Annotated in this window: 26 protein-coding genes; 8 read left to right on the top strand and 18 right to left on the bottom strand. The window is 68.4% G+C overall.

The window, feature by feature from the left end; genetic code table 11:
- The 9 genes from DWV11_RS10980 to DWV11_RS10940 all read right to left on the bottom strand — a co-directional run bounded on the left by DWV11_RS10980 (position 1) and on the right by DWV11_RS10940 (position 9,271).
- On the bottom strand, positions 1-1,215 hold the full coding sequence (locus tag DWV11_RS10980; RefSeq protein WP_115788923.1) for a thiolase family protein: 1,215 nt from the start codon (positions 1,213-1,215) through the stop codon (positions 1-3).
- Positions 1,216-1,259: 44 nt separating this feature from the next.
- Positions 1,260-1,727 carry a 4-carboxymuconolactone decarboxylase gene (pcaC, locus tag DWV11_RS10975; RefSeq protein WP_115788922.1) on the bottom strand — a complete coding sequence of 156 codons (468 nt, stop codon included), beginning with the start codon at positions 1,725-1,727 and terminating at the stop codon, positions 1,260-1,262.
- Positions 1,724-2,527, bottom strand: coding sequence for an alpha/beta fold hydrolase (locus DWV11_RS10970; protein ID WP_115788921.1), 804 nt, complete (start codon positions 2,525-2,527; stop codon positions 1,724-1,726). The genes pcaC and DWV11_RS10970 overlap by 4 nt, the downstream gene beginning before the upstream one ends.
- The gene (locus tag DWV11_RS10965; RefSeq protein ID WP_115788920.1) at positions 2,520-3,944 is read right to left on the bottom strand and encodes a lyase family protein; all 1,425 of its coding nucleotides are present in this window, start codon (positions 3,942-3,944) and stop codon (positions 2,520-2,522) included. The genes DWV11_RS10970 and DWV11_RS10965 overlap by 8 nt, the downstream gene beginning before the upstream one ends.
- Positions 3,941-4,525 carry a protocatechuate 3,4-dioxygenase subunit alpha gene (gene pcaG / locus DWV11_RS10960; RefSeq protein ID WP_115788919.1) on the bottom strand — a complete coding sequence of 195 codons (585 nt, stop codon included), beginning with the start codon at positions 4,523-4,525 and terminating at the stop codon, positions 3,941-3,943. The genes DWV11_RS10965 and pcaG overlap by 4 nt, the downstream gene beginning before the upstream one ends.
- Positions 4,526-4,531: 6 nt before the next feature.
- Positions 4,532-5,473 (bottom strand): protocatechuate 3,4-dioxygenase subunit beta, encoded by a 942-nt coding sequence (gene pcaH / locus DWV11_RS10955; RefSeq protein ID WP_425452059.1) that lies wholly within the window; start codon positions 5,471-5,473, stop codon positions 4,532-4,534.
- Positions 5,470-7,392: a bifunctional sugar phosphate isomerase/epimerase/4-hydroxyphenylpyruvate dioxygenase family protein gene (locus DWV11_RS10950; protein WP_115788918.1), complete on the bottom strand. Its 1,923-nt coding sequence runs from the start codon at positions 7,390-7,392 to the stop codon at positions 5,470-5,472. The genes pcaH and DWV11_RS10950 overlap by 4 nt, the downstream gene beginning before the upstream one ends.
- Entirely contained in the window at positions 7,392-8,276 is an 885-nt protein-coding gene (locus DWV11_RS10945; RefSeq protein ID WP_115789081.1) for a shikimate dehydrogenase, read from the bottom strand. Before DWV11_RS10945 ends, DWV11_RS10950 begins: the two co-directional genes overlap by 1 nt.
- Before the next feature lie 224 nt (positions 8,277-8,500).
- Positions 8,501-9,271, bottom strand: coding sequence for an IclR family transcriptional regulator (locus tag DWV11_RS10940; RefSeq protein WP_115788917.1), 771 nt, complete (start codon positions 9,269-9,271; stop codon positions 8,501-8,503).
- Positions 9,272-9,533: 262 nt separating this feature from the next.
- Between DWV11_RS10940 and DWV11_RS10935 the strand changes: the two genes are divergently transcribed.
- Together DWV11_RS10935 and DWV11_RS10930 are read left to right on the top strand one after the other, a co-directional pair.
- The gene (locus DWV11_RS10935; RefSeq protein WP_115788916.1) at positions 9,534-10,853 is read left to right on the top strand and encodes an MFS transporter; all 1,320 of its coding nucleotides are present in this window, start codon (positions 9,534-9,536) and stop codon (positions 10,851-10,853) included.
- A 217-nt stretch (positions 10,854-11,070) separates the two neighbouring features.
- Positions 11,071-11,307 carry a hypothetical protein gene (locus DWV11_RS10930; protein ID WP_115788915.1) on the top strand — a complete coding sequence of 79 codons (237 nt, stop codon included), beginning with the start codon at positions 11,071-11,073 and terminating at the stop codon, positions 11,305-11,307.
- Positions 11,308-11,326: 19 nt separating this feature from the next.
- Here the strand turns inward: DWV11_RS10930 and DWV11_RS10925 are convergent, their stop codons facing one another.
- From DWV11_RS10925 to DWV11_RS10910, 4 genes are all read right to left on the bottom strand, one after another.
- Positions 11,327-11,614 carry a MoaD/ThiS family protein gene (locus tag DWV11_RS10925; RefSeq protein WP_115788914.1) on the bottom strand — a complete coding sequence of 96 codons (288 nt, stop codon included), beginning with the start codon at positions 11,612-11,614 and terminating at the stop codon, positions 11,327-11,329.
- Between the two features lie 8 nt (positions 11,615-11,622).
- Positions 11,623-12,750, bottom strand: coding sequence for a WD40/YVTN/BNR-like repeat-containing protein (locus tag DWV11_RS10920; protein ID WP_115788913.1), 1,128 nt, complete (start codon positions 12,748-12,750; stop codon positions 11,623-11,625).
- A gap of 81 nt (positions 12,751-12,831) precedes the next feature.
- Positions 12,832-13,716 (bottom strand): SMP-30/gluconolactonase/LRE family protein, encoded by an 885-nt coding sequence (locus DWV11_RS10915; protein WP_115788912.1) that lies wholly within the window; start codon positions 13,714-13,716, stop codon positions 12,832-12,834.
- Positions 13,717-13,757: 41 nt separating this feature from the next.
- Entirely contained in the window at positions 13,758-13,958 is a 201-nt protein-coding gene (locus DWV11_RS10910) for a hypothetical protein (RefSeq protein WP_115788911.1), read from the bottom strand.
- Between the two features lie 102 nt (positions 13,959-14,060).
- Here DWV11_RS10910 and DWV11_RS10905 point away from each other — a divergent pair, with 102 nt between their 5' ends.
- A complete protein-coding gene (locus tag DWV11_RS10905) occupies positions 14,061-14,624 on the top strand; it encodes a universal stress protein (protein WP_115788910.1) in 564 nt (187 codons plus the stop codon).
- Between the two features lie 476 nt (positions 14,625-15,100).
- On the opposite strand, the gene DWV11_RS10900 is transcribed toward DWV11_RS10905, so the two are convergent.
- From DWV11_RS10900 to DWV11_RS10885, 4 genes are read right to left on the bottom strand one after another with little or no spacing between them, the layout of a single operon-like run.
- A complete protein-coding gene (locus DWV11_RS10900) occupies positions 15,101-16,492 on the bottom strand; it encodes a GntP family permease (RefSeq protein WP_115788909.1) in 1,392 nt (463 codons plus the stop codon).
- Positions 16,493-16,513: 21 nt separating this feature from the next.
- Positions 16,514-17,149, bottom strand: coding sequence for a bifunctional 4-hydroxy-2-oxoglutarate aldolase/2-dehydro-3-deoxy-phosphogluconate aldolase (locus DWV11_RS10895; RefSeq protein ID WP_115788908.1), 636 nt, complete (start codon positions 17,147-17,149; stop codon positions 16,514-16,516).
- The gene (locus DWV11_RS10890; RefSeq protein ID WP_115788907.1) at positions 17,146-18,804 is read right to left on the bottom strand and encodes an N-acyl-D-amino-acid deacylase family protein; all 1,659 of its coding nucleotides are present in this window, start codon (positions 18,802-18,804) and stop codon (positions 17,146-17,148) included. Before DWV11_RS10890 ends, DWV11_RS10895 begins: the two co-directional genes overlap by 4 nt.
- Positions 18,805-18,813: 9 nt before the next feature.
- The gene (locus DWV11_RS10885; protein WP_115788906.1) at positions 18,814-20,142 is read right to left on the bottom strand and encodes a type III PLP-dependent enzyme domain-containing protein; all 1,329 of its coding nucleotides are present in this window, start codon (positions 20,140-20,142) and stop codon (positions 18,814-18,816) included.
- 172 nt (positions 20,143-20,314) lie between these two features.
- Here DWV11_RS10885 and DWV11_RS10880 point away from each other — a divergent pair, with 172 nt between their 5' ends.
- From DWV11_RS10880 to DWV11_RS10860, 5 genes are all read left to right on the top strand, one after another.
- Complete coding sequence (locus DWV11_RS10880) at positions 20,315-21,385, top strand: sugar kinase (RefSeq protein WP_115788905.1); 1,071 nt, start codon at positions 20,315-20,317, stop codon at positions 21,383-21,385.
- Positions 21,382-22,143, top strand: coding sequence for an IclR family transcriptional regulator (locus DWV11_RS10875; RefSeq protein WP_115788904.1), 762 nt, complete (start codon positions 21,382-21,384; stop codon positions 22,141-22,143). The genes DWV11_RS10880 and DWV11_RS10875 overlap by 4 nt, the downstream gene beginning before the upstream one ends.
- Positions 22,140-22,544 carry a RidA family protein gene (locus tag DWV11_RS10870; RefSeq protein WP_115788903.1) on the top strand — a complete coding sequence of 135 codons (405 nt, stop codon included), beginning with the start codon at positions 22,140-22,142 and terminating at the stop codon, positions 22,542-22,544. The genes DWV11_RS10875 and DWV11_RS10870 overlap by 4 nt, the downstream gene beginning before the upstream one ends.
- A 277-nt stretch (positions 22,545-22,821) precedes the next feature.
- Complete coding sequence (locus tag DWV11_RS10865; RefSeq protein ID WP_115788902.1) at positions 22,822-23,052, top strand: hypothetical protein; 231 nt, start codon at positions 22,822-22,824, stop codon at positions 23,050-23,052.
- A 51-nt stretch (positions 23,053-23,103) separates the two neighbouring features.
- Positions 23,104-23,502 (top strand): VOC family protein, encoded by a 399-nt coding sequence (locus DWV11_RS10860; protein WP_115788901.1) that lies wholly within the window; start codon positions 23,104-23,106, stop codon positions 23,500-23,502.
- Positions 23,503-23,588: 86 nt separating this feature from the next.
- Here the strand turns inward: DWV11_RS10860 and DWV11_RS10855 are convergent, their stop codons facing one another.
- Positions 23,589-25,922, bottom strand: a complete 2,334-nt coding sequence (locus DWV11_RS10855; RefSeq protein ID WP_115788900.1) for an FdhF/YdeP family oxidoreductase — start codon at positions 25,920-25,922, stop codon at positions 23,589-23,591.
- Between the last annotated feature and the right edge of the window lie 31 nt (positions 25,923-25,953).

The following is a 25,953-nucleotide window of genomic DNA, read 5'->3' as shown; positions in this document are numbered from 1 at the left end:
TCAGCCTTTAACACCAGTAGTGACGTTTTCGAGGACGACGGCGAGCCCCTGCCCGACGCCGATGCAGATCGCCGCGACGCCCCACCGCTGCCCGGAGGCCTGGAGCGAGCGGGCCAGGGTGCCCAGGATGCGGGTGCCGGAGGCGCCCAGCGGGTGGCCCATGGCGATCGCACCGCCGTGCCGGTTCACGATCGCGGGGTCGATCCCCCACGCGTCGATGCAGGCCAAGGACTGCGCGGCGAACGCTTCGTTGAGTTCGACGGCGCCCACCTGCTCCCAGCTGATGCCCGCCTTCGCGAGGGCCTTGTTCGCCGCCTCCACCGGGGCGAAGCCGAAGAACTGCGGGTCGTTGCCGTGCGCCCCGCGCCCCGCGATACGGGCCAGCGGCTCCAGGCCGAGCAGCCCGGAAGCGGCCTCGGAACCGATCCACGCAGCAGAAGCACCGTCGGACAGCGGCGAGGCGTTCCCGGCGGTGACAGTGCCGCCGTCGGGCCCGGAAGACTCCGGACGGAACACGGTCTTCAGTCCGGCGAGCTTCTCGGCGGTCGAACCGGCCCGGATGCCCTCGTCCCGCACCAGTTCGGTGCCCGGCACCTGGGTCACCAGGTTGTCGTAGAAGCCTTCGTCCCAGGCGGCCGCGGCAAGGTTGTGCGAGGCCGCCGCGAACTCGTCCTGGCGTTCGCGGGTGATGCCGTACTTTTCGCGGAGGCGCTCGGTGGCCTCGCCCAGGGACACCGTCCACTCGGCGGGCATGGCAGGGTTGACCAGGCGCCAGCCCAGGGTGGTGGAGGCCAGGGTCATGTCGCCGGCCGGGTAGGGCTTGGACGTCTTGGGCAGTACCCAGGGGGCGCGGCTCATCGATTCGGCGCCGCCCACCAGCATGAGCTCGGCGTCGCCGGCGTTGATCTGGCGGGAGGCGATGATCGCAGCGTCCAAGGAGGAGCCGCAGAGCCGGTTAACCGTGGTGCCGGGGATGGAGACCGGCAGCCCGGCCAGCAGGGTGGCCATGCGGGCCACGTTGCGGTTTTCCTCGCCGGCGCCGTTGGCGTTGCCGAACACCACTTCGTCGATCCGTTCGACGTCGAGGGCAGGCGCCCGGCGAACGGACTCGCGGACCACGTGGGCGGCGAGGTCGTCCGGGCGGACACCGGCAAGCCCGGAGCCGAACTTGCCGAAGGGCGTGCGCACGGCGTCGTACACAAAAGCCTGGTTCATGAGGGGTCCTTTCTCTGCAACTGACCCGCAGTTGTTAATGCGAGCTAGTTGGGTGGGGTGGCGGCGGAGTCGATCTCCGCGAAGACGTGCTGGGCTGTCTTGAAGGCGGTGTTGGCGGAGGGTACCCCGCAGTAGATGGCGGTCTGGAGCAGGATTTCCTTGATTTCGTCCCGGTCCAGGCCGTTCCGGAGGGCCGCGCGGATGTGCATGGCCAGTTCTTCCCAGTGCCCGTGCGCCACCATCGCGGTGATGGTGACCGCGGAGCGCATCTGCCGGGTCAGGCCCGGCCGGGTCCAGATCCCGCCCCAGGCGATCCGGGTGATCATGTCCTGGAAGTCGTCGGTGAAGTCGTCCTTGGTGGCGTTGGCGCGGTCCACGTGCGCGTCGCCGAGCACTTCGCGCCGGACCACCATGCCGGCGTCGTAGATCTCCCGCGAGGTGGCATCCGCCGTTACGGCACCACTCCGGACCGGACCCTGCGGATCAAAACCGTTCGGGTCAACATTGCTCATGCCGAAGCCTCCTTCATGAAACTGCGCATCAAGTCCGCGACGGCAGCAGGTGCCTCCGCGGGCGCGAGGTGCGCCACGCCGTCGAGCACCACCGCAACAGCCCTGCCGCCGCCTGCAGCGATCCCTTCCGCCATTGCCTCAGCGGACGACGGCGGCGCGACGGTGTCCTCGACGCCCGCCACAAGCTGCGTGGGGACTGAGATGGTGCCAAGTTCACCGCGGACGTCGAAGCCGGCCAGGGCCTCGCAGCAGAAGGCATAGCTGAAGCGGTCGGTGTCGCGCAGCGAGTGCAGGAGGCGGCTGCTGACCGCGGGTTCGCGGTCCATGAATCCGGCGCCGAACCAGCGCTGCGCCGAGCCCTGGATCATCACCGGCGTGCCCTGGTTCCGGACGGTCTCCGCACGTTCCAGCCAGCCTTCCGGCGTGCCGATTCTCGCGTCGGAGCACTGCACGGAGAGGCTGAGGAGCCGTTCGCCGTGCTTGATGCCCAGCTGCAGGCCGGTGGCACCGCCCAGGGACACCCCGGCGTAGTGGAACCGTGCACCCGGTGCCACGGAGTCGACGAGTTCCACGACGGCGTCGGCCAGTTCGGCCACGCTGAAGGTCCCGCTGGCCGCGGGCGAGACGCCGTGGCCCGGGAGGTCCCAGCCGACCACGGCGTAGTCATCGCCCAGCAGTTCCGCGGTTTCGTTCCACAGGACGGTGGAGGTGCCGAGCGAGCTGCCCACCACCAGGAGCGGCTTGTCCCCGAGGGGACGCTGGGGGGAAAGCAGCACAGCCTTGAGCACTGGCCTAGTCATGGGTAGCCCCCTTCATGGTCGTTGCGGCGTAGTCCGGGTAGGCGGCGAGGATGCGGCGGCTGATGTCCGCCGCTTCGCCGAGGTAGTTGGCGGGGTCCAGCAGTTCAGCGAGCCGTGCGTCCGGGAGCAGCCGTTCCGGGACGGCATCGCGCAGCAGCTTCGCGTAAGCGGCGGCCTGCCCGGCCGGCTCCGTTTGGAGGACGGCGTCGACGACGGCCTGCAGCTCCCGCTTGCCGTCCGCACCGAGCAGGGGCGCGACGACGGCCGCGACGGCTTCGCTGAGCAGCAGCGGCCCGGAGAGTTCCAGGTTGCGGCGCATGGCGTCGGGGAAGACCCGCAGCCCTTCGGCGAGTTCGCGCAGCTGCGCTGCGGCGCCGAGGGTGAGGGCGAGCAGGGAGCGCAGGGCCGGCCACTCACTGTGCCAGGCGCCGTCCGGGCGTTCGTCGTTGAAGACGGCGGCGGCCAGGTGCAACTGCCCTGAAAACGCCGGGGCCTGGAGGGCTGCGCTGCGGACCAGCACGGACAGCACGGGGTTCTGCTTCTGCGGCATGGCCGAGGAAACCCCGCGGCCGGCCAGCAGTGGTTCGCCGAGTTCGGCCACTTCGGGGCGGCTGAGGAACACCACGTCCGCGGCGATCTTTCCGAAAGCATCCATGAGCGCCGCCAGCGCGTTGCCGAGCCCGGTCACCGGGAGCCGGTTCGTGTGCCACGGCGCCGGGGCCGCGGCGAGTCCGAGCTTCGCGGCGAGGGCATCGGCCAGGCCGAAGGGATCACTCGCGGTTCCCGCGGTCAGCACCGTGGCCGAGGCCAGGGTCCCGCCGGCGCCGCCGAATTGCAGCGGCAGGTCCAACGCGTCGAGGCCTCGGGCCGCCGCTGCCACGCCCTGGAACCACTGCGCGGCCCTGAGCCCGAAGGTGTACGGCAGCGCGTGCTGCGTCAGGCTCCGGCCGACGCACAGCGTGTCCGCATGCTCGTCCACGAGGGCCGCGAGCGCCGTCGTCGTCCCCCTGACCTCGCGGAGCAGGGCGGAACGCGCGCGGTCGGCCAGCAGCATGAGGGCCGAGTCCAGGACGTCCTGGCTGGTCAGCGAGCTGTGCACGGCGGCCAGCGCGGCGGGCTCGGCGTCGCGGACCCGCGCGCGGAGCTCCCCGAGCAGCGGGATCACCGGGTTGCCCCCGCCCTGGGAGCGTTCGGCGAGGGCCACGGGATCGTACAGCTCCGGGTCGGCGGCCTGCGCGACGACGGCGGCCGCGCCCTCCGGTACCAGGCCCGCCTCTTCGAGGACGGCAGCCCAGGCGGCCTCGACGTCGAGGATCGCCGCGAGCACCGCCCGGTCGCCGGTCAGCGCGGCGACCGCGGGCGACGCCGTGACAGGGCTCAACAGGCCGAAGTCACCAGGCAGGCCGGAGTTGCTCATCGGTACGCGCCCGTCCCGGTGGCGGTGCCCTGGAAGTCGAGGAACACGGTCTCGTCCGGACCCTGCAGGCGCAGGTCCCAGCTAAGGCCGCCGTCGGGGTCGCGGCGCGCGATAAGGGTCTTGCGGCGTTCCTCGGGCAGCGAGCCCAGCAGCGGATCGTTGGCCAGGGCTTCTTCGTTTTCCGGCAGGTAGATGCGGGTGAAGAGCCGGTTCATGAGGCCGCGGGCGAAAACCGCCACGGAGATGAACGGCGCGGACCCCTCCGAGGTGGGCCCGGGGTTGACCGTGGTGAACGTGAAGATGCCGGTGTTCCCGACGGCGCTGCGGCCCCAGCCGGTGAAGGTGTAGCCGTCGCGGACCAGGGAGCCGGTGCGCTGGACGACGTTGCCCTCGGCATCGGGCTGCCAGATTTCCAGGATGGCGTCAGGGATGGGGTGGCCGGCGCCGTCGTACACGGTGCCCTGGAGGCGGATGCTGCCGGGCGTTCCCGGTGCCAGGAGTTCGTTGTCCTTGGTAAAGGGCAGGGCGTAGCCGTAGAAGGGGCCGACGGTCTGGCCCGGTGTGGGTGTCAGTTTGCTCATTGCTGCCTACTCCTCGTCGTCGCCGGCGTCGCCGTATGCTTCGTTCTCGGTCCAGGTCCGCTTGGACCCGGTGAGGATGATGTCCCAGGTGTAGCCCAGCGCCCACTCGGGGCTGGTGAGCTCGTGGTCGTAGCTGGCCACGAGCCGGTCCCGGGCATCCTGGTCCACGATCGACTGGTAGATCGGGTCCAGCGGGAACAACTGGTCGCCCGGGAAGTACATCTGGGTGACGATCCGCTGCGTGAAGTCGGTACCGAACAGGGAGAAGTGGATGTGGGCCGGGCGCCAGGCGTTGAGGTGGTTCTTCCACGGGTAGGCGCCGGGCTTGATGGTGGTGAAGCGGTAGGAGCCGTCCGGGCCGGTGATGCAGCGGCCCACGCCGGTGAAGTTCGGGTCCAGCGGGGCGGGGTGCTGGTCGCGCTTGTGGACGTAGCGGCCTGCGGCGTTGGCCTGCCAGATCTCCACCAGCTGCCCGGCAACCGGCCGGCCGTCGCCGTCGAGCACTTTGCCCGCCACGATGATCCGCTCGCCGAGCGGTTCGCCATTGTGCTGGATGGTCAGGTCCGCTTCCAGGGCGTGCACGTCCTGGTGCCCGAAGGCCGGCGAGTACAGCTCGATGGTCTCCGGGTCGGCGTGGTGCAGGCTCTTGGTGGGGTGGCGCAGGAGCGAGCTGCGGTACGGGGCGAAGTCCAGGCGGGGCTGGGTCTCCGGGGCGGCGCCGCCGTCGAGTTCCCGGCGGTAGGCCTCGCCGATCGCGGCGATTTCGGCGCTGATGTCCAGCTGCGATTCGGCGGCGGCATCGAGGACGTGGGCCGCGTGGGCTTCGGCGTGGGGAACGAGCTCGTCGTTCTCGTCCTGCCAGTCTGCGTCCGGCACAGCGCCGTCCTGCCCGGCAAGGCGGGCGTCGCTGCTGTCGGCGCGGTGCGTTCCATGTGCGTCGATGGTCATGGCCGGCTCCTTTCGGTTGCGTACTTGGTGGTTGCGTTTCGGGGGTCGGTTGCGCGGCGGGCGTGGTCGTACTGGACGGCGTGCCGCACCGGCGCGTTCGGGGCGCCGTAGCCGTCGTAGCCGCCGCGGCGTTCCACCATTTCGAAGAACACGCTGCCCACGGTGGCCGTGTAGAAGTGCAGGAATTCGCCGCTGGCGTCCCGGTCGTAGAGCAGGTTGAGTTCCTTCAGGGTGGCCAGGAAGCCGGGGTCCAGGCTGAAGCGGGCGGCCAGGTCCTCGTAGTAGTTGGCCGGGATCTGCAGGAACTCCAGGCCGCGGTCCCTCGCGTCGCGGGCCAGGCCCACCAGGTCGTCCACCGCGAAGGCGATGTGTTCCTGGTAGCCCGCGTGAGCTCCCTGCTGGATCAGCGGCGCCAGGTTCAGGACCAGGCGCACAGCCCGGTCCGTGGTCTGCATGACCTGCGAGCGCACCAGGCCGGTGGGGCTGGGAACCTCGGCAAACGGGGCAGGTTCCAGGGCCAGTGCGCTGGTATAGAAGAGGACGGCTTCGTCGAAGTGCTGCCAGGGCTGGGCCAGGTTGACGTGGTCGATCACCGCGCCGGTCCCGCTTGGCGTGGCAAGCCCGTCGCCGAACTCATGCGTCCACGCCGCCGTGCCGTCCGGGCTGCCCTGGCACAGGAAAATCTCGGTGCTGTCCGGGGCGGCGATGCCCTGGAAGACTTCCTCGTCCGCCTGCACCTTCCGCGGAACCACGGGCGCCTTGAGCTGCTGGGCGCGGGCGGAGGCAATCACGGGATTGTCGACGTCGAACCCCAGCGCCGCGATGGCGGGTTCGGCGTGCGAGGGCGCCTGTTCGTTGATGATGACCCGGGCGTGGCCCATGGTCCACAGCTGCACGTCCTTGGTGCGGTGCCGGCCCTCGAACTCGAAGCCCAGCTGGCCCAGGAGCTTCTCGAGGCCGGCGGTGTCGTCCGCCTTGACCTCGGCGAAGTTGAAGCCTGCCGGTTCGGCCACCTTGGGCAGGGTGGCCAGTTCCATCGGATAACGACGGCGGCCGCTCGCCGAGGTGCCGGAGGCGCCGGCAGCCCCGGGGTCGTTCGCGTCCAGCCACTTGGCGCTCTGCTCCTCCAGCCAGATCAGCGAGCGCATCGCATCCACGGCGGTGCGCTCCACGTCGGACTGGCGGAAGACGTCGTTGAAGACCTCCAGGGACACCGGGCCAGCGTAGCCCGCGCGCACTACGTGGCCCATGAACTTGGCGAGCTCGAGCTGCCCCTCCCCAGGGAAAACCCGGTAGTGGCGGCTCCATGAGAGCACATCCATGGAGAGCTTCGGAGCGTCCGCCACCTGTACGAAGAAGATCTTCTCCGCGTTGATCTTCTCGATCGGGGCGGTGTCCCAGTCGCGGGAAAGGATGTGGAAGGAATCCAGGCAGGTGCCCAGGTTCGGATGGTCCACCATTTCCACCAGGCGGTGGGCGTGCTCGTAGTCGTTGACGTACTTGCCCCAGGCCAACGCCTCGTAGGCCACCTTGACGCCGTGTTCCCCGGCCAGGTGCGCGAGGCGGGTGAGCTGCTCGGCGCGCAGGCCGTCGTCGTCGATTTCGGCGGTGGCCACGTTGCTGCACACCAGGATGGTGTCCATGCCCAGGCGGGACATGAGTTCGAACTTGGCGCCGGCGCGGCGCAGGTTCTCCTTGAGCAGCTCCTCAGGAACGCTGTCGAAGTCGCGGAAGGGCTGGTAAAGGTCCAGGCCCAGGCCGAGGTCGGCGGCCATGGCGCGGACGGCCTCCGGGCTGAGCGCAGAGGTGACCAGGTCCTGTTCGAAGATCTCGATGCCGTCGAAGCCCGCGATCGCGCAGGCCTGCATCTTCTCCTTGAGGGTGCCGGAGAGGCACACGGTGGCAATCCCGGTGCGCATCAGGCGGCCACCTTCTCCTCGGCGGCGATCAGTTCGAGGAAGTGTTCGCGCATGCGGGCGGCGTCGGCGTCGCGGCCGGTGAAGATCCGGAAGGCGTCGGCGGCCTGGCCCACGGCCATGCGTCCGCCGTCGAGCACCCGGCAGCCCTTGGCGCGGGCTTCGCGCACCAGCTGCGTTTCGATCGGCCGGTAGACGATGTCCGCCACCCAGTGCCGCGGCTCCACGAGGGACATGTCCAGCGGCGTGCCGGGATGCGCGGCCATGCCCACCGGGGTGCAGTGCACCAGGCCGTCGGCCAGCGGCATGAGCTGCGGCAGCTCCGCCGTCGAGCGGGCGGTCACGGTGGCCTCCGGGAAGAAACCGGACAGCTCTGCGGCGCGTTCGGCGCTGCGCGCGGGGTCCATGTCCACCAGGTCCAGGGTGCGGACGCCTGCGGACAGCAGGGCGTACGCCACGGCGGACCCGGCACCGCCGGCGCCCAGCTGCACAACGCGCTCCAGCGAGGCATCCGGGAGGCCGTCAGCGAGCGCGGCGGCGAAGCCGGAGAAGTCCGTGTTGTGCCCGATGAAGCGGCCGTCCTGGATCAGCACGGTGTTCACCGCGCCGAGGCGGCGGGCGTCGTCGGACACCTCGTCCAGGTGCTCGAGGACCAGTTGCTTGCAGGGGTGGGTGATGTTCAGGCCGTTGAAGCCCATGCGGTACGCGGCGGTGAGGAGATCGCCGACGGCGGCACCCGGCAGGCCGAGTTCGAGCAGGTCGATGGGGCGGTAGAGGCAGCGCAGGCCCTGGCGGTCCGCCTCGCGCTCGTGCATGGCCGGCGACAGCGACGGGATGACGCCCTCACCGATCAGGCCCACCAGATAGGACTCGGCTCGAGTGCTCATGCTCATTGCTCCTTTGACAACTCCGGACGGCGGCGGCTCCAGCGGAGCGCCGCCTTGCGGTATGAACCAGCTTACACAACATGTTCACATATTGCACTAGTGTTCTTATTGCGAACATCTAAAAGGCTCGCAGGCGAGTCGCGTCCCGATCCGAGCCCGAACTGGCAGCACCTGACCTTTGAATGCACTTCAAGGGTCATCTGCTGCCAGTTCGCGCAACACACTCACCGCTGCGGCAGGCGCGCGGCGAGTTCGGCGGCCGCGTCCCTTAGCAACGGGACCACGGCCTGGAGCTGCTCCACGGACATCCGGAATACCGGGGCGGCCGTGGCCAGCGCGGCGAACGCGAATCCCTGGCTATTGAGGACCGGCACCGCGATCGCCCGCATCCCCACTTCGTTCTCCTCATCCATGAGCGCGAAGCCCTGCCGGCGGATCTTCTCGATTTCAGCCCGGAAGGCGTCGCGGTCGGTGATCGAGAAGTCGGTGAGCGGCTCCAGGTCCAGCTCCTCGATCAGCGCGGCGCGCTCGTCGTCGGGGGCAAAAGCCACCAAAGCCTTCCCCACCGCCGTCGTGTGCAGCTTGCCCAGGAACCCGGGATCGCTGGTGACGCGGAACATCTGGGGACCGTCCACCTTGTTCACCGTGAGGTGGTGGTGGCCGTCCCGCACGGCGAGGATGGTGGCCTCGCCGGTCCCTTCGGTCACCTTCTGCAGGACGGGCCGGGCGGTGCCGGCGAAGCCGTGGTGGTTGGAGACGCGCTGGCCGAGCTGGAAGACCCGCAGGCCGAGATGGTAGCGGCGGCCGTCCGGCTCGTAGTCCACAAAACCGTCCCGCGTCAGCGAGCCAAGCAGGCGGTAGGTGGTGCTGAAGGGAAGATCGGCCTGCCGGGAAAGCTCGGAGGCACTGGCCCCCTTGGGTTCGTTGCCCAGCAGCACCAGGAGGCCCAGGGCCTTGCCGATCATGTCCGTCTTGGTGTCCTCTTTGACGCTCATGAGCAAAGATTGCCACATCGTGAGAGCTATATCTAGATCGTGAGTAGATTTCTTGACAGGTGACCGTACTCACAGTCATCATTTCTATATTGCACAAACAGCTCCCACATTGTGAGAGCTACTGCTGAAGCCTCGCGCCGGGCGTTTCAGCCGAGACGTCCACAGGACCGCCTCCCACCGGCCTCACGAAGAGCAGCCGCGAAGGCGCCACAGACCACCCGCTTCACCAGATGCGACAACGTCGTCACACCGAAGGAACACCATGAGCCACACAATCCCGTCTACGATGCCGGGGACCCACACTCCTGCGGGCACGCCGAAGAAGGCAGCCCTCGCCAGCTTCCTGGGCAGCGCCGTTGAGTACTACGACTTCTTCATCTTCGGTTCCGCCGCGGCCCTGATCTTCCCGCACGTGTTCTTCCCCAGCGCGGACGCCAACGCGGCCATCATGTCCTTCGCCACTTTCGGCTTCGCCTACGTGGCCCGCCCGGTGGGTGCCGTGATCCTGGGCCACTTCGGCGACCGGATCGGCCGGCAGCGGGTGCTCATGTTCACCCTGGTCCTCATGGGCGCAGCCACCTTCATCATCGGCTGCCTCCCGGACTTCAAGACCATCGGCTGGTGGGCTCCCGCCCTGCTGGTGCTTGCCCGTCTCTGCCAGGGCCTCTCCGCTGCCGGCGAGCAGGCAGGCGCCTCCTCCATGACCCTCGAGCACGCCCCGGACAACCGCCGCTCCTTCTTCACCTCGTGGACCCTCACCGGCACCCAGGGCGGCCAGATCCTCGCGGCGCTCGTGTTCATTCCCGTGGTCGCCCTGCCCGACGAAATCAAGTACGGCATCGGCTGGCGCATCCCGTTCTGGCTCAGCGCCGCCGTCGTGGTCGTGGCCTACTTCATCCGCCGCACCCTGCACGAGCCGCCGGCATTCGCCGAAGCCAAGAAGAACAACACCATCGCCAAGCTCCCCGTGGCCGACCTCCTCAAGCTGCACTGGCGCGACGTCCTCCGCGTGGTCTGCTGCGCCTTCATCGCCGCCGTCAGCACGGTCTTCGGCACCCTTGCCATCAAGTACGCCAAGGATGTGGCCCACGTGGACGGCACCGTCACCCTGTGGCTGGTAGTGGTGGCGAACATCTTCGCCCTGGGTACGCAGCCGTTCTTCGGCAACCTCGCAGACCGGATCGGCCGCAAGCCCGTCTTCATCTACGGTGCCCTGGCCAGCGCCATCATGACCCCCGTGTTCCTGCTGACCCTGGAATCCGGCAACGTGCCGCTGATGTTCCTGGTGTCCGTGGTGTTCTTCGCCTGCGGCTACGCCGCCGCCAATGCCGTGTGGCCCTCCTTCTACGGTGAAATGTTCAGCACCCGGGTGCGTTTCTCCGGCCTGGCCATCGGCACGCAGCTCGGCTTCCTGATGGCCGGCTTCGCCCCCGCGATCGTCACCGCCATGGGCGGCACCAAGGCCGGCGGATGGGTGCAGATCAGCCTCTTCACCGGCGCGATCTGCGTGATCGCCGCAGTCTCCGCGCTCACCGCCCGCGAGTCCTTCAAGACCCCGACGGCGGAACTCGGCTCGAGGTAGCCCCGGAACCGTCCGCCGTCGTCACCTCCCAAGTAGGCACAGCTCGAACTGGCAGCAGATGCCCTCAGAATCGGTCTGAGAGGTCATCTGCTGCCAGTTCGCGCTTAAGGAGTGTGGAACTTACGGGACGCTAACGGCGCCGAAACCACCCTGCAACATTCGCCCCCCACACTGGAAGTGCCGGCAAACGCTGGCAGCTCCAGCCAAGGAGGCCACCATGTTGAAGGAAGTACCAGTCCGAACCACCCGCATCCGCACCCTCGACCAGCTGCACCGCGGCGACCAGATCGAGGCCCGCCTCTCTGTCGGACCCGCATACGATGACGTCGTCATCCGCAGGGGAAGCGTCCAGGAAACCGCGCCGGGCATCGGCGTCGTGTGGATCATGGACCAGCTGAGCGGCCTCCGCAAGGCCATCAATACGGACGAATGCACCCTCTGGCGAGTGGCCTGAGCCAACCCGCCCACGCGTCTCAACCGCCGGCCACGGACTGGATGATCAACACCTCCTGGCCGGCCGACACCTCGGTTTCCAAGCCTTTCAGGCGCCGGACTTCCTCGCCGTTGACGTAAATATTCACGTAGCGGCGCAGGGCTCCGGTCTCGTCCCGGAGCCTCCGGGCAAGCACCGGGTAATCCCCGGTCACAGCGTCAAGCAACGCACCCACGGTCCCGGCCCCGCCGGCGGGCGCAGTCAGCAAGGACTGCCCGCCGGCGAGCGGCTGCAGGACGCTCGGCAGCACCACAGTGATGTCTGGCAACGGGACTCCTACGCAGAAAACGCGGGCACGGCCGCACCCGAGACCACCGCGGCCCGGACACAAAGCACATCCGGCAGGTGCGAAACCACCTCGGTGAAGCTCTCGCCCTCATCCGCGCTGGCGTACACCGTGCCGCCCCGTGTTCCGAAGTACACTCCGACCGGTTCGGCGGTGTCCACCGAGGCGGCGTCGCGCAGCACCGAGTTGTACTCATGGTCCGGCAGTCCGGTCTCGAGCCGCTTCCAGGACCCGCCGGCGTCGTCCGTCCGATGCACGGCAAGCCGGCCGTCCGGCGGGATCCGCTCGCCGTCGGCCTTCAACGGAACCACCCAGGCGGTCCCGGAACGCCGCGGATGCGTGAGCATCACGAAGCCGAAATCGGCGGGCAGGCCGTCCGCGATTGGTTCCCAGTTCTCGCCGTCGTCATCCGTGCGGTAGACGCCGTGATGGTTCTGCGCGTAGAGGCGGCCGTCGACGGCGGCATCCGCCGCGATCTTATGCACGCACTGGCCGAACTCCGGGTTGGGGTCCGGCATGAAATACGCCGAGATTCCCTTGTTCCGGGCCTCCCAGGAGGCACCGCCGTCGAGCGATCTGTACACGCCGCCGGTGCTCATGGCGATGTGCACCTTCTCCCCCGACCGGTCCACCACGATCGAGTGGGCGGCCGCGCCACCGTAGCCGGCGCCCCATTCGCTGCGGTGGGGGTGGTCCCACAGCGCGCGGTTCAGCTCGAAGTGCTCGCCGCCGTCGGTGGACTTCCAGACGGAAATCGGTTCGCAGCCGGCCCAGACGACGCCGGGCCGGGACGCGGCGTCGGGGTAGATCTGCCAGATGCGTTCCAGCGCGGCTTCGGTGCCTTCGGGAAAGGAAATGGCGCCCTGTTCCGGTTCGGTCCAGGTGGCGCCAAGGTCATCGGAGTGGGCCACGGTGGGCCCCCAATGTTCGGACCGCACGCCGACCATGATGCGCGGGGAATCCCCACGGGTATCGATCCCGATGCTGGGGATCTCGCTCATGAGGAAGTGCGGGCCGCTGAGGGACCATTCCTTGCGGTCTGTGCTGTGCGCCAGCCACAAGCCCTTTTTGGTCCCGATCGCCAAGATGTAACTCTCTGCGTTAGCCATGGTCCCCATGCAACCACCCGCACCTGCGGGTGGCAACGGTTTGCGGGGGCGGCACGCGTCGTTGCCGGGGAGAATGCCGTCCGCGCAGGGTCAACCGGAAGCGGAGCCGAGCCGCCGGGCTGCATCCCGGGTCGACGTGCGCAGCCTGTAGAGGGACGAGGTGGCCGTGATGTACAGGTCCTGCCCATCTGGCCCGCCGAAGCACACGTTCGAGACCGTTTCGGGAACGTCGACGCCGGCCAGCAGCTTGCCGTCGGGGGCGTAGACGCGCACCGACGGTCCCGCGGAGGTCCATAGCCGCCCCAGAACATCGACGCGGAACCCGTCCGAGGCCATGCCGTCCTCAAGCTCCACAAAAGTCCTTCCGGCAGCGCAACGGCCGTCCTCCACGCCGAACGCGGCGATGCGGTATGGAACTCCGCGGTCCGGGCCTGCAGTATCGGCGACGTAGAGGATGGATTCGTCCGGCGAGAAGGCCAGGCCGTTGGGGTGCACGAGATCGGTGACCACCGACGTCAGGACCTCGGTTGCCGGATCAAAGCGGAAGACGTGGCACGCACCATATTCCTGTTCGCCTTCGTGGCCTTCCGTGGTCCCGGGCAGGATTCCGTACGGCGGGTCCGTGAACCAGACCGAGCCGTCTCCCTTGACTACCACGTCGTTGGGCGAATTGAGCCGACGGCCGCCAAAGGAATCGACGAGCGCCGCGACCACGCCTCCGCGGTCCCGCTCCACGCGCCTGCGCCCGTGGCTGCATTGCACGACGCTTCCGTCAAGGTCGAGGGTTCGCCCGTTCGTGTACTCAACACCGCTCGCGTACACCCACGTTTGCCCCGACCCGGGGTCGAATTCCAAGATCCGGTCGTTGGGTATGTCGCTCCACCGGACGGTCTGCGTTTCCGGCAGCCAGACCGGCCCCTCGGCCCATACCGCGCCCTCGGAAACCTTTTCCAGGGCGCCCGTGATCAGCTCCAAGCAGTGTCCTTCCGTTCGGGCACAGCCTCGCTGACCCCTTGCTAGTCCACGAACTCCGACTGGGTTTCGATGAAGTCCCAGTCGGCCGCGCTGAGGCCGCCACCGGGATCGTCCGGATGCGGTCCGCCCGCTTCGGCGATTCCCTGGAGTACCGTCAAAGGCAGCTCCGTGACACGCAGGTTTTCGCGCAGCCATTCCTTGTGTTTAAGGTCCAGATCCAGCCACCACATGAAGATCTCCATGCGGACCACCCCTTTCTGTGCCTTAACGCTAGGCCCCGCTGGAGCTCTCTTCAAGGTCCGCTGAACCTGTTCATTGACCATGCATCGCGCGACAATTTGAGTATGTCTGACGGCTTCAGCGGACGGTCCCCCTTGCTTCTCGGCATCGTGCCCGAGCAGCATCCCGAGGTATTCCAGACGGCAGCCGCCTTCGCCCGGCGCCTCGACGCGCCCTTGGTATGCGCCTACGTGGACGAGGCAAGCTACCTTGTCGAGTGGGACCCCTCGCGGGACACCCACCGTTTGTCCCTGCACCCGGAAAAGGACGACGCCGACATCGCCGCCGTGCGTCAGGGACTGAAGGAACGCATTACCGGGCTCGCCCAGGGCAGCGGAGTCGACTGGACCTTGCGGCTCCTGGCCGGGGATCCGGCCCGGGCGATCGGCCGGCTCGCCGCTGAAATCGACGCCTCCATGATCGTCGTGGGCAGCCCCGAACCCGGGATCGGGCACCGGATTTCCGAGGCGCTGAACGGTTCGGTGGCCTCCTGGCTGAGCCACCACCAAAGCAGGCCGGTGCTGATCGTGCCGCTGGCCAAGGCGGTCCAGGCCCGGCACGCGCACCGGGCCGGGGACGAAATCGACGAGGACGGCGAAGACGGCGAGGACGGTTCCGCCGCGTCGTAACGGACCCGGCAGCCAAAACAGGTCGGTTGAAACTAAAGCAAAAGTACTTATTCGAGGTGGTGGCGGCGCAGGAAATCGGCACGTAAGCTGAATGTCAGCAGGAACCGCAAGGCACCTGCCCAAAGGCCGCTCCGGAGTGCGTATCCCCCAATAACGCACTCCGGAGCTCTTTTGTTTAAGCACCGCTAGTGCACCAGCGCCACGGGACTCCCTCCGGACGCTGCAAGCCCCAGCCCTTCCTGCCGTTAGCCGTCCAGAGGGGACGTGCGCGGTCGCTTCAAAAACGTGCCGCGCCGGCCTCCGGGGTCGCGGGAGAACTGCCGGGTCGCCGGAACGTTCCAGCGACCCCGCAGCCTTCCGGCGAATTCGGCCGGGCCGCCGCGACATCGCCCCCGCTGTTAACGCGCGACGGCGGGCAGCCACCCGCGCGGCAAACGCGCCGGAGGTGGCCACCCGCCGTCGGGGGCTGGCAAGGGCTACACGAACTGGTAGATCAGCGCCGCCATGCCGAAACCGACCACGGAAAGCACGGTCTCCAGCACGGTCCAGGTCTTCAGCGTGTCCTTGACTGACATGTTGAAGTACTTGGAGATGATCCAGAAGCCGCCGTCGTTGACGTGGCTGGCGATGATCGAGCCGGAGGAAATGGCGATGGCAATCAGGGCCAGCTGCGGCTGGGAGTAGCTCCCCGACGTGAGAGCCGGGGCGAGGATGCCGCCGGTGGTCACGATGGCCACGGTGGCCGAGCCCTGGGCGATGCGCATGCCGCAGGCGATCACGTAGGCGGACAGGATCACCGGGAGGCCGGCCGTGGACAGGGTGTCGGCGACCGCCTTGCCCACGCCGGTTGCCGAGAGCACGGCACCGAAGAAGGCGCCGGCGCCGACCACCAGCAGGATCATGCCCACCGGCTTCAGCGAGGCGGAGCTGAGTTCGGAGAGGTCCTTGGCGGACATGCCGCGGCGGATGCCCAGCAACCACATGGACAATGCCACGGCGACCGTCAATGCGATGGCCGGGTTGCCGAAGAAGACCAGGACGTCGCGCAGGGTGCCTGCGGCCAGGAAGACGTTGCCGAAGGTGGCGCCGAGGATCAGGAGCATGGGCAGGCCGATGGCGAGTGCCACAAGGCTCATGGGCGGCTCGTGCCCCTTGGCTTCTTCGGCCTCCGGGATCACGCGGTCTTCGGGGACGCTGACATCGACCCGCTTGCCGATCCAGGTGCCCCAGAGGATGCCGGAGGCGAACCAGGCGGGGATGCCGCAGGCGAGGCCCATGATGATGATCCAACCCAGTTCCACGTGGAACAGGCCGGCTGCGGCCACGGGACCGGGGTGCGGGGGCAGGAAGGCGTGGGTCACGGAGAGGCCTGCCAACAGCGGCAGGGCGTACAGGGCCAGGGACTTTCCGCCGCGCACCGCAGCGACGTACACCAGCGGTGCCAGGACGAAGATGCCGATGTCGAAGAACACCGGAATGCCGAGCACGAAGCCCGTGACGCCCATGGCGATCGGGGTGCCCTTCTCGCCGAAGATCTTCACGAGTTTGCCCAGCAGCACCTCCGCGCCGCCGGATCGTTCGAGGATGGCACCGAGCACCGTGCCGAGGCCGATGATCAAGGTGATGTGGCCGAGGATGCCGGCGAAGCCCTTTTCAATGAGGGCGTCGCCGCTCTTGACCGGAGAGCCGACAAGGGCTTCCACCGTCACCCCGCCGACCAGGGCCACGAGCACGCTGGTGCCCACGAGGGCGATGAAGGGTTCGACCTTGAGCCTGATGATCAGGAAAAGCAAGAGGGCGATGCCCACGCCTGCCAACAGGAGCAGGCCGGCTGTATCGTGCCGCAGCCAGTCGAGGAATTCATTCATTGATCTTCCTTTCCGGGGTTCCTACTTGAGGGCGCCGGTGAAGGCGGCGGCCCGGGCTGAAATGTCCGTCCAGTCGCCGGCGGCGACGGCGGCGGGGGGCACCACACTGGTACCGCAGCAGACCGCGGCGGCTCCGGCGTCGAGGTAGCCCTTGGCGTTGGAGGCGTCGATGCCGCCGGAGGGCAGGAGCTTGATGCCCGGGTATGGGCCTTGCAGGTCCTTCAGGTACACAGGTCCGAGCTGGCGGGCAGGGAAGATCTTCACCGCGGCGGAGCCGAGGTCCAGGGCCTGGGCCACTTCGGTGGGGGTCATGGCGCCGAGGCTGAACGGGATGCCTGCTTTGGTGGCGACTTCGGCCACCTCGGGGCGAAGACCCGGGGTGACGAGGAACTTCGCGCCCGCGTCAATCGCGGCCTTGGCCTGGTCCGCAGTGAGGACCGTGCCGATGCCGACGGCGGCGCCGTGCTCAGCGGCGGTCTCCGCGGCGCGGCGCACATGGGTGAGGGCGTCCGGCGTCGTGAAGGTCAGCTCCACCGAGCGGATGCCGCCGGAAGCCAGGGCGTGGCAGAGTTCGGCGGCGTCGGGGATTCCGGGAGCCCGGACGACGGCGAGGGTGCGGTCCTCCTCGAGCTGCTGGATGAATTCTTCGGGCGTCATGCGTGGGTACCTTCTTTTCGGGTTGCTCGGGTGCGGCCGTCGGGGCTGCGGCGCAGGGCACGGCCGGCACGCGCGCCGGTGGGCTGGCCGCCGTCGATCGCTGCCGTGCCGTTGACGAACACGTAGTGGATGCCGGCTGCTGCCTGGCGGGGATTCTCAAAGGTGGCGGTGTCGCGGACGGACTCCGGGTCAAAGAGGACCAGGTCCGCGGCGTAGCCTTCGCGGACCAGGCCGCGGCGGTCGAGCTTGAGCCGCGCGGCGGGCCGGCCGCTGAGGTGGTGGACGGTTTCCTCCAGGCTCATCAGGCCCAGTTCCCGGCTGTAGTGGCCGAGGTAGCGCGGGAAGGTGCCCCACGCCCGGGGGTGCGGCTTGCCGCCCACCAGCAGTCCGTCGCTGCCGCCGGTATGGGTGCGGTGCACCATGATGGCGCGGACGTTTTCCTCGTGGCCCACGTGCTGCAGGATGCCGGTGCCGAGCCGGTCGTCCAGCAGGATCCGGGTGAAGACCTCGAACGGTTCGCGGCCTTCGTCTGCCGCGATCTGCGCGATGGTGCGGCCCACGTAGCCGGCGAGCGCCTGGTTCTGCACGCCGCTGATTTCCAGGGTGTCCCATTCGGCCACCACGCCGTGGCAGCCGTCCGAACCGTAGATTTCCACGGCTTCGCGGATCCTCGCCTTGGTTTCCGGGTCGCGGAGCCGGGCCAGTGTGGCGTCGGTACCGCCCGCGGAGGCCCAGCTGGGCAGGATCGCCGAGAGAGTGGTGGCGCCGGGCAGGTACGGGTAGGTGTCCAGGGTGATGTCCACGCCGGCGTCGAGGGCCTCGTCGATGAGGGCGAGCAGTTCGCCCGCGCGGCCCTTGTTCTCGGCGAAGTTCATGGTGGCGTGGGAAAGGTGGAGGGCGCAGCCGGTGTCCCGGCTGAGGCCGATCATTTCGGCGTACGCGGCCAAGGCGCCCTTGCCGTAGGAGCGGTGGTGCGGGGCGTAGAAGCCGCCCAGTTCGCCGACCACGCTGCACAGCGCCCCGAGTTCCTCGGTGGAGGCGTACATGCCGGGTGTGTAGGTCAGTCCGGAGGACATCCCGACGGCGCCCTCCGCCATCGCGGTCCGGACCACCTCGCGCATCTGCTCAAGTTGCTCCGGGCTGGCCTCGCCTTCGTCGAAGCCCATGACGAGCGCCCGCACGGTGCCCTGCGGCACGAGGTAGGCGGCGTTCGTGGCGATCCGGCCGCCGTCGTTTTCGGTATCCAGGCGGTCAAGGTACTCGCCCACGGTGCGCCAGTCCCAGTCGAAGTCCTCCGGGTTGTCGTTCCAGCCGGCGATCTTCTGGCGGATGGCGGCCAGGGTTGCGTCGTCCACGGGCGCGTAGGACAGTCCGTCCTGGCCGAGGAGTTCGGTGGTGACGCCCTGGCTGAGCTTGGCGTAGTGCTCCGGGGTGACCAGCAGCTGCAGGTCCGAGTGGGCGTGCATGTCGATGAAGCCGGGGCTGAGGACCAGTCCGGTGGCATCGATGGTGCGGTCGGCGCCGGTTCCGGCGGCGGTGAGGCTTCCGGCGTCGGCGATCCGTGCGATGCCGGTGCCGTCCAGCAGGACGTCCGCATCCCGCCGGGCCTCGCCCGTGCCGTCGATCAGGACGGCGTTGCTGATGAGGGTCTTCATCCGGGACTCCTAGAAAAAGGTGTGGATGAGGTCGACGACGGTCTGGTCACCGTCCGCGCTGGCCAGGACCGGGATCAGGGTCCATTTGTCGAAGGCCGTGCACGGGTGGGACAGGCCCAGCCGCACCACGTCGCCGGGACGGACCGTGGTGGTGGCGGGGTCGAAGCTGAGGAAGGAATGCTGGTCGTTGACCGCGGTGATCTCGGCGCCCTCCAGCGGGCTCATGGCTCCGCCGAGTTCCGGCCCGATCTGCTGCGGGCGCGGCAGGCCCTCGTCCACGGGAAGGTCCCGCTTGCCGGCGTCGAGCAGGGCCAAGCCGGGCTCCGGCTGGGATACCACGCGGGCCCAGCCGTGCATGGCGGAGCGGAAGGGCTGCCCGCCGTGCCGGGAGAACGGCGAGATCCCCCGGTAGAAACCGTCGTCGTGGATGATGTAGGCGCCGCTGCGGATGAGCAGCTCGACTTTCCGTCCGCCGTCGCCGCCGTCGCTGATGCACGGCGAGAGGACGTCGACGACGTCGTCGAAGTAGGCACTGCCGCCCGCGGTGACGATCAGCTCGTCCGAGCCGTACAGGCCGTCCGCGAGCAGCTGCCGGTGCAGTTCCAGCATCTGCCCGAGGTAAGCGCGCACGGTACCCAGCGCATCGGCGTCGGCGGTGTGGGCGAGGGATCCTTCGTAGCCGCTGACGCCCACCAGCCGCAGGTGCGGCGAGGCAGCGGCAGCCCGGGCCACCTCCAGGGCGGCGTCGATGCCGCGGGCGCCGGTGCGTCCGCCGTGGGCGCCAAGCTCCACCAGGACGTCCAGCACAGCGCTGCTTCCGGCGGCTTCAAGTGTGCGGCCGATCAGCTCCACGGTGGCCACCGAATCCACCCAGGACAGGATGGTCTGTTCGGGTCCCACCACCGAGGCAACCCATTCAATGGCGTGCGGATCCGTGAGGCTGTTGGCCAGTTGCAGCTTCCGCACCCCGAATTCACGGGCCACCCGGAGGTGGGCGAAGTTGGCCAGGGTAATACCCCAGGCGCCGCGTTCGAGCTGTTCGGCCCAGAGCTGCGGGGCCATGGTGGTCTTGCCATGCGGGGCGAGGCGGACGCCGTGCTCAGCGCACCACGCGGCCAGGCGGTCGGCGTTGCCCTCCAGCGCGCGGCCATCGAGGGTGAGCAGCGGCGTCTGCAGCTCCGCCAAGGTGTGGCGTTCCCGGATGAAGTCGCCGGCGGTGGTTCCGTTCGCGGCGGCGGGCACGGCCTTGTGCCGCCAGCTCAGCGGAACCGAAGAAAGCCGCGCGACGGCGTCGGCGGCGATGGCGGGGGCTGTTGATCCGGCTTCGGAGGTGGACATGTTTTCCCTTCACGGGGCCGGTCGGTCATTGTCCGGCACACCAAGGATCTGGCTTATCAAAATGCTTGCGTTGCGTATTTTGCAACGCTGGTTGCAAAGCTGTTGCAGATATGTCTAACATGGTCCCGGATTGGGCGTCAAGGCCCCGGTATACCTAAAGAAGGAGAGCTTTATGCCAACTGCTGTCTGCATCGGCGAGACCATGGCCATGCTCACCCCCGTGAACGGGGTCCCCCTGCACCGGGCCGAGGAGCTGCACTGCAGCATCGGCGGGGCCGAGTCCAACGTCGCCATGGGCCTGGCCGCGATGGGCCTCGAAGCGCACTGGGTGGGCCGGGTGGGCCACGACGGCTTCGGCACCCGGATCATCGAAGACCTCAGGGACCACGGCGTGGGCGTCACTGGCGTCGAAGTGGATACCAGCCTGCCCACCGGCCTCTACGTAAAGGTCCCCGCCCAGGAAAGCGAACCCGACGCCGGCAGCTCGGTTTTGTACTACCGGCAGGGTTCCGCCGCCTCCGCCATGGCCCCGGCCACCCTGGCGAATCCGGCGGTGGCAGAGCTGCTCGGCAAGGCCGGGCTCATCCACCTCAGCGGCATCACCGCCGCCCTGTCCGCCGACTGCCGGGCGCTCCTCGAGGTCCTCCTGAAGGCCCCGCGCGACGGCAGGCTCATCACGTTCGACGTCAACTGGCGACCCGCCCTCTGGGCCGGGCAGGACAAGTCGGTGCTGCGGCAATTGGCCAACCTCGCGGACATCGTGCTGGTGGGCAAGGACGAAGCCGGACACGCTTTCGGCACCACGGACGAAGGCGAGCTCCGCGCGCTCATGCCCGATCCCGCCGTCGTCGTCATCAAGAACGAAGCGATCAGCGCCATCGCCCTGCACCGCGACGGCCGCCGGGACGAAGTGCCCTCACTGTCCGTGGACGTGGTGGAACCGGTGGGCGCGGGCGATTCCTTCGCCGCCGGGTACCTCAGCGGCGTGTTGTTCGGGCTCAGCCAGAAGGCCAGCCTGCGGCGTGGCCATGCCGCCGCGGCATGCACGCTGACCGTTCACGGGGACCGCGGGCCGCTCCCCGAAGCCGCCGCACTCGCCGCGATCCTGGAATGCAGCGACGAACAGTGGGCCGGGATCCGGGTCCGGCCCGGGCATTTCGACGTACCGGAAGCATCGCCGCCGGCCGCATCCCCGGGCGGTTCGCCGGCAGCCCCACCCGCCGAAGGGAGCGTGGCGCCATGAGCCAGAGCCTGATGCGCGCGATCGACCTGCTGAGCGAGCTGGCCGCGAAGCCGGCCACCCTGGACGAACTCGCCCGCAGCGCCTCCGTGCACAAGACCACCGTGATGCGCCTGCTGCACACCATGGAGGAGAAGCGGATGGTGGTGCGCGACGACGAACAGCGCTTCCGCCTCGGCTCGAAGCTGTTCGAACTGTCCTCCCTCGCCCTGGAGCAGCGCGACATCCGCGAGGTGGCGCGCCCGCACCTGGCCGAACTGAATGCCCGTACCGGGCACACCGTGCACCTGGCGGCCTTCGAAGGCAAGGACGTGGTGTACATCGACAAGTTCGAGTCCCACCATCCCGTGCGGATGTACTCGCGGATCGGCCTCACGGCGTCGCTGCACTCGGCAGCCGTCGCGAAGGTCCTGCTGGCGGACATGCCCCGCGCCCGGCAGGAGAAAATCGCCGCCGGACTGGACTACGTCAAGGTCACCGAGAACACCCTGACCTCCCCCGAGGCCCTGCTGGCCGAACTGGAAGTAGTCAGGAAGCAGGGCTGGGCCCACGACAACGCCGAGCACGAAGCGTTCGTGCACTGCATCGCAGCTCCCATCCGCGACGCCAGCGGCGCCGTGGTGGCAGCGGCGTCCTGCTCCGTGCCGATCGTCATGCTCGACTACGAGGGCCTGATGGGCCTGCTCCCCGAACTGACCGAAACCACCGCAGCCATTTCACAAGATCTGGGCTGGACCCCCACCGAAAGGAACGCAGTATGAGCGCCAAGACCATCGTCCGCACCGACAACGCCCCCGCACCGGCCCACACCTTCTCCCAGGGCGTGAAGAAGGGCGGCATCTTCCAGGTGTCCGGCCAGGGCCCCATGGACCCGGCCACGAACCAGTACATCGGCGACGGCGACGTCCGCGTCCAGACCCGCCGCACCCTGGAGAACGTCAAGGCCATCCTCGAGGCCGGCGGGTCCTCGGTGGAAGACGTCATCATGTTCCGCGTCTACCTCACCACCCGCGACGACTTCGCCGCGATGAACGAGGTCTACGGCGAGTTCATCAACGAGAACGTCCCCAGCGGCCAGCTCCCCAGCCGCACCACGGTCTTCGTCGACCTGCCGCACGAGGTCATGCTCGTCGAGATCGACGCCCTGGCAGTTACGGCGTAACACTCGCTAACTGTTCTAACGCCCGACGCCGGTCCCCGCCTTTCGGTGGGGGCCGGCGTCGTGCTTTGTGCGGGGGCCGCCTGATTAGACGGTTCCCGCCGCACCAGACGACGGCCGCCGTCTTATGGCGCGGGAACCGTCTAATCGGAGCCTCTGGGCCGCACATGGTCCTCAAGGACCATTCCAGCCAAGGAACTGGCTGCAGGGGGAGGGCCGCATCAAGGTCATCGACTTCGGGCGCGCGGACGCCCGGCCCTGGGTGCACGACCTAGTCCGCTTGTCCCATAAGCAGTTTGTTGGCAGCCCACACCTGGCGGATGCCTTTCATGGTGGCCTCGGACGGCACATCGGCCCGGCCGAGGACAGTATCTGGCAGCTTGAAAACCTGAACCAGGCCATCGGAACCGTGGTGTGGGCGCACGGGATCGGCGATTATGCCTTCCGGGATTTCGGCGTCGCCATGCTGGAGCGGGTGCTCGCCGGCTTTCCTGTCAGACCCTCCCGGTAGGATCGGCACACAGCAGCCGGACACCCAAACCAAGCGAGCAAGGAGATGCCCATGCAGGCCAGGATCCACGTGACCAGCGTCTTCGTCGACGACCAAGCCAAGGCCCTGGAGTTCTACACCGGGAAGCTGGGATTCGTTCCCAAGGAAGACGTGCCCGTCGGGGACTACCGCTGGCTCACCGTGGTCGGCGCGGGCGAACCCGACGGCGTGCAGCTCCTGCTCGAACCGGACCAGCACCCCGCGGCCAAGGCCTACAAGCAGGCGCTTGTCGCGGACGGCATCCCGGCGGCGTCCTTCGCAGTGGACGACGTCGAGGCCGCCCACCAGGAGCTCGAAGCCGCCGGCGTCGCCTTCACCCAGCCGCCGACCCCCATGGGACCGGTGGTCACCGCCGTCCTGGACGACACCTGCGGGAACCTCATCCAGCTCGTGAGCCGGCCCGCGGCTTAGCAGCCCGGGTTAGCGGCCCCGGAAAAAGCCCGACGGCGGCACCGCACCTTGACCGGCAAGGCCGGGTGCCGCCGTCGGGCTCCAGCTCAGACGCTGGGCGTGATGGTGACCTTCAGGTGCTTCATGATCGGCTGGTCGCTTTGCGTGCTGTAGTCGCCGATGGCGCACAGGACGTTCATCTCCGGCATGTAGCCGGCGGCGCAACTGCGGGGAATGTCATACGGGACCGCGAGGTACCCGTACAGCGAACGGGTGGAACCGTCCCGCGCCGTGCTGACGATGTCCACGGGGTCGAGCTCCTTGATGCCCCGGTCCGCCATGTCCTGGGTGTTCATGAACACCAGGGTGCGCAGGTTCTTGATGCCGCGGTAGCGGTCGTTGTCCGAGTAGATCGTAGTGTTCCACTGGTCATGGGAGCGCATGGTTCCCAGCGAGATGACTCCGGGGGCCGGGATGACGTCCGGCAACGGGGCGGCGGAAAATCCGGCCTTCCCTGAAGGCGTGTTGAACACGAGCTCCCGGGCGGGCTGCTTGAGCCGGAACCCCAGCGGCAGGCGGACCCGGCGGTTGAAGTCCTCGAAGCCGTCCAGCACTTTGGCCATGGTGTCCCTGATTCGGTCGTAGTCCCCCACGTACCAGGCCCACGGCGTGGTGCTTTCCGGCAGCGCGGCCTGGGCGATGCCGGCGACGATGGCCGGTTCGGAAAGCAGCTGCGGGGACGCGGGGCGCTTCATGCCGACGGACAGGTGGACCATGCTCATGGAGTCCTCCACCGAGGTGCTCTGGAGTCCGTTGGCCTGTTCATCCTTCTCGGTGCGGCCAAGGCAGGGCAGGATCAGGGCCTGGCGCCCGTGGACGAGGTGGCTGCGGTTGAGCTTGGTGCTCACGTGCACCGTCAGCTCGCAATTGCGCAGCCCGGCGTAGGTGTAAGGGGTGTCCGGGGCCGCAAGGGCGAAGTTGCCGCCCATGCCCACGAAGACCTTCACGTCCCCGCGGTGCATTGCCTCGATGGTCCTTACCGTGTCCAGGCCATGGGCGCGCGGGGATTCGATGCCGCACACCTCGTCCAGCCGGGCCAGGAAGTGCTCGGTGGGCCTGTGGTCGATGCCGCAGGTCCGGTTGCCCTGGACGTTGCTGTGCCCGCGCACCGGCGAGGGCCCGGCGCCTTCGCGGCCCAGGTTGCCGCGCAGCAGCAGCACGTTGACGATCTCGCGGATGGTGTCCACGCCGTGGTCGTGCTGGGTGATGCCCAGGCACCAGCTGATGATGCTGCGGTCGGCGTTGCGGTACACCCGGGCGGCCTTGATGACGTCGGCCCGGGACAGCCCGGACTGCCGCTCGATGTCGCCCCACGGGGTGGCCTCGCAGACAGCCCGGTACTCCTCGAAGCCGGCGGTGTGCCGTTCGATGAATTCCTGGTCCAGTGCCTTGGGGTCGGTGGCGGACATTTCCAGGATCGCCTTGGCCATGCCGCGCAGCAGGGCCATGTCGCCGCCGATGCGCGGCTGCAGGTTCAGGGTGCTGGTCTTGGTGGAGCGGAAGGCGGCCATGTCCAACATGTCGTGCGGAACAATCGTGCGGCTCGCGGCGGCTTCCACCAAGGGGTTGATGTGCACGATCTGCGCGCCGCGGCGGTGTGCTTCGGCGAGCGCAGTCAGCATCCGGGGCGCGTTCGAGGCCGCATTCACGCCCATGATGAACAGGGCATCGGTGGCTTCCCAGTCCGCCAGGTCCACGGTGCCCTTGCCCGTGCCGAGGGCTGCCTTGAGCGCACGGCCGCTGGCTTCGTGGCACATGTTGGAACAGTCCGGCAGGTTGTTGGTGCCCAGTTCGCGGGCGAGGAGCTGGTACAGGAAGGTCGCCTCGTTGCCCAGCCGGCCGGAAGTGTAGAACGAGGCCTGGTTGGGATCATCCAGCTCCCGCAGCGAGCGGCCGATCAGTTCGAAGGCATCACTCCAGCTGATCGGCACGTAGTGGTCCGTGCCGGCGTCGTAGACCATCGGCTCGGTCAGGCGGCCCTTGTTCTCCAGCTCGAATTCGCTCCACCCGGACAATTCCTCTACCGAATGCTCCGCGAAGAACGCACGGCCCACGCGCTTGTGGGTCATTTCCCACGTGACGTGCTTGATGCCGTTTTCGCAGATGTCCAGGTGCAGGCCCTTGGTGTCGTCCGGCCAGGCGCAGCCGGGACAGTCGAAGCCCTTGCCTTCATGGTTCATCCGGAAAATGGCCCGCGGCCCGTCCAGCAGGGTGCGTTCACGCAGCAGGATCCGTCCCACGCTCATCGCCGCGCCCCAGCCGGCCGCAGGGTGGTGGTACGGGCCGCTGAATTCCGGCTTTCCCCGGGGCGCCTCCCCCTCACCAGCGCCCTGCTTGTTTTCCACACTGTCCAGTTGCTGCTTGTTGTCGAAGGCGTCCAAAGAGTTCCACCCACCCGCAGTCGGGGCGTGC

The sequence above is a fragment of the Arthrobacter silvisoli genome (assembly GCF_003369445.1).
Classification (GTDB): domain Bacteria; phylum Actinomycetota; class Actinomycetes; order Actinomycetales; family Micrococcaceae; genus Arthrobacter; species Arthrobacter silvisoli.
Note: the sequence above shows the minus strand (reverse complement) of the source record. Positions and strands in the feature narration are given on the sequence as shown.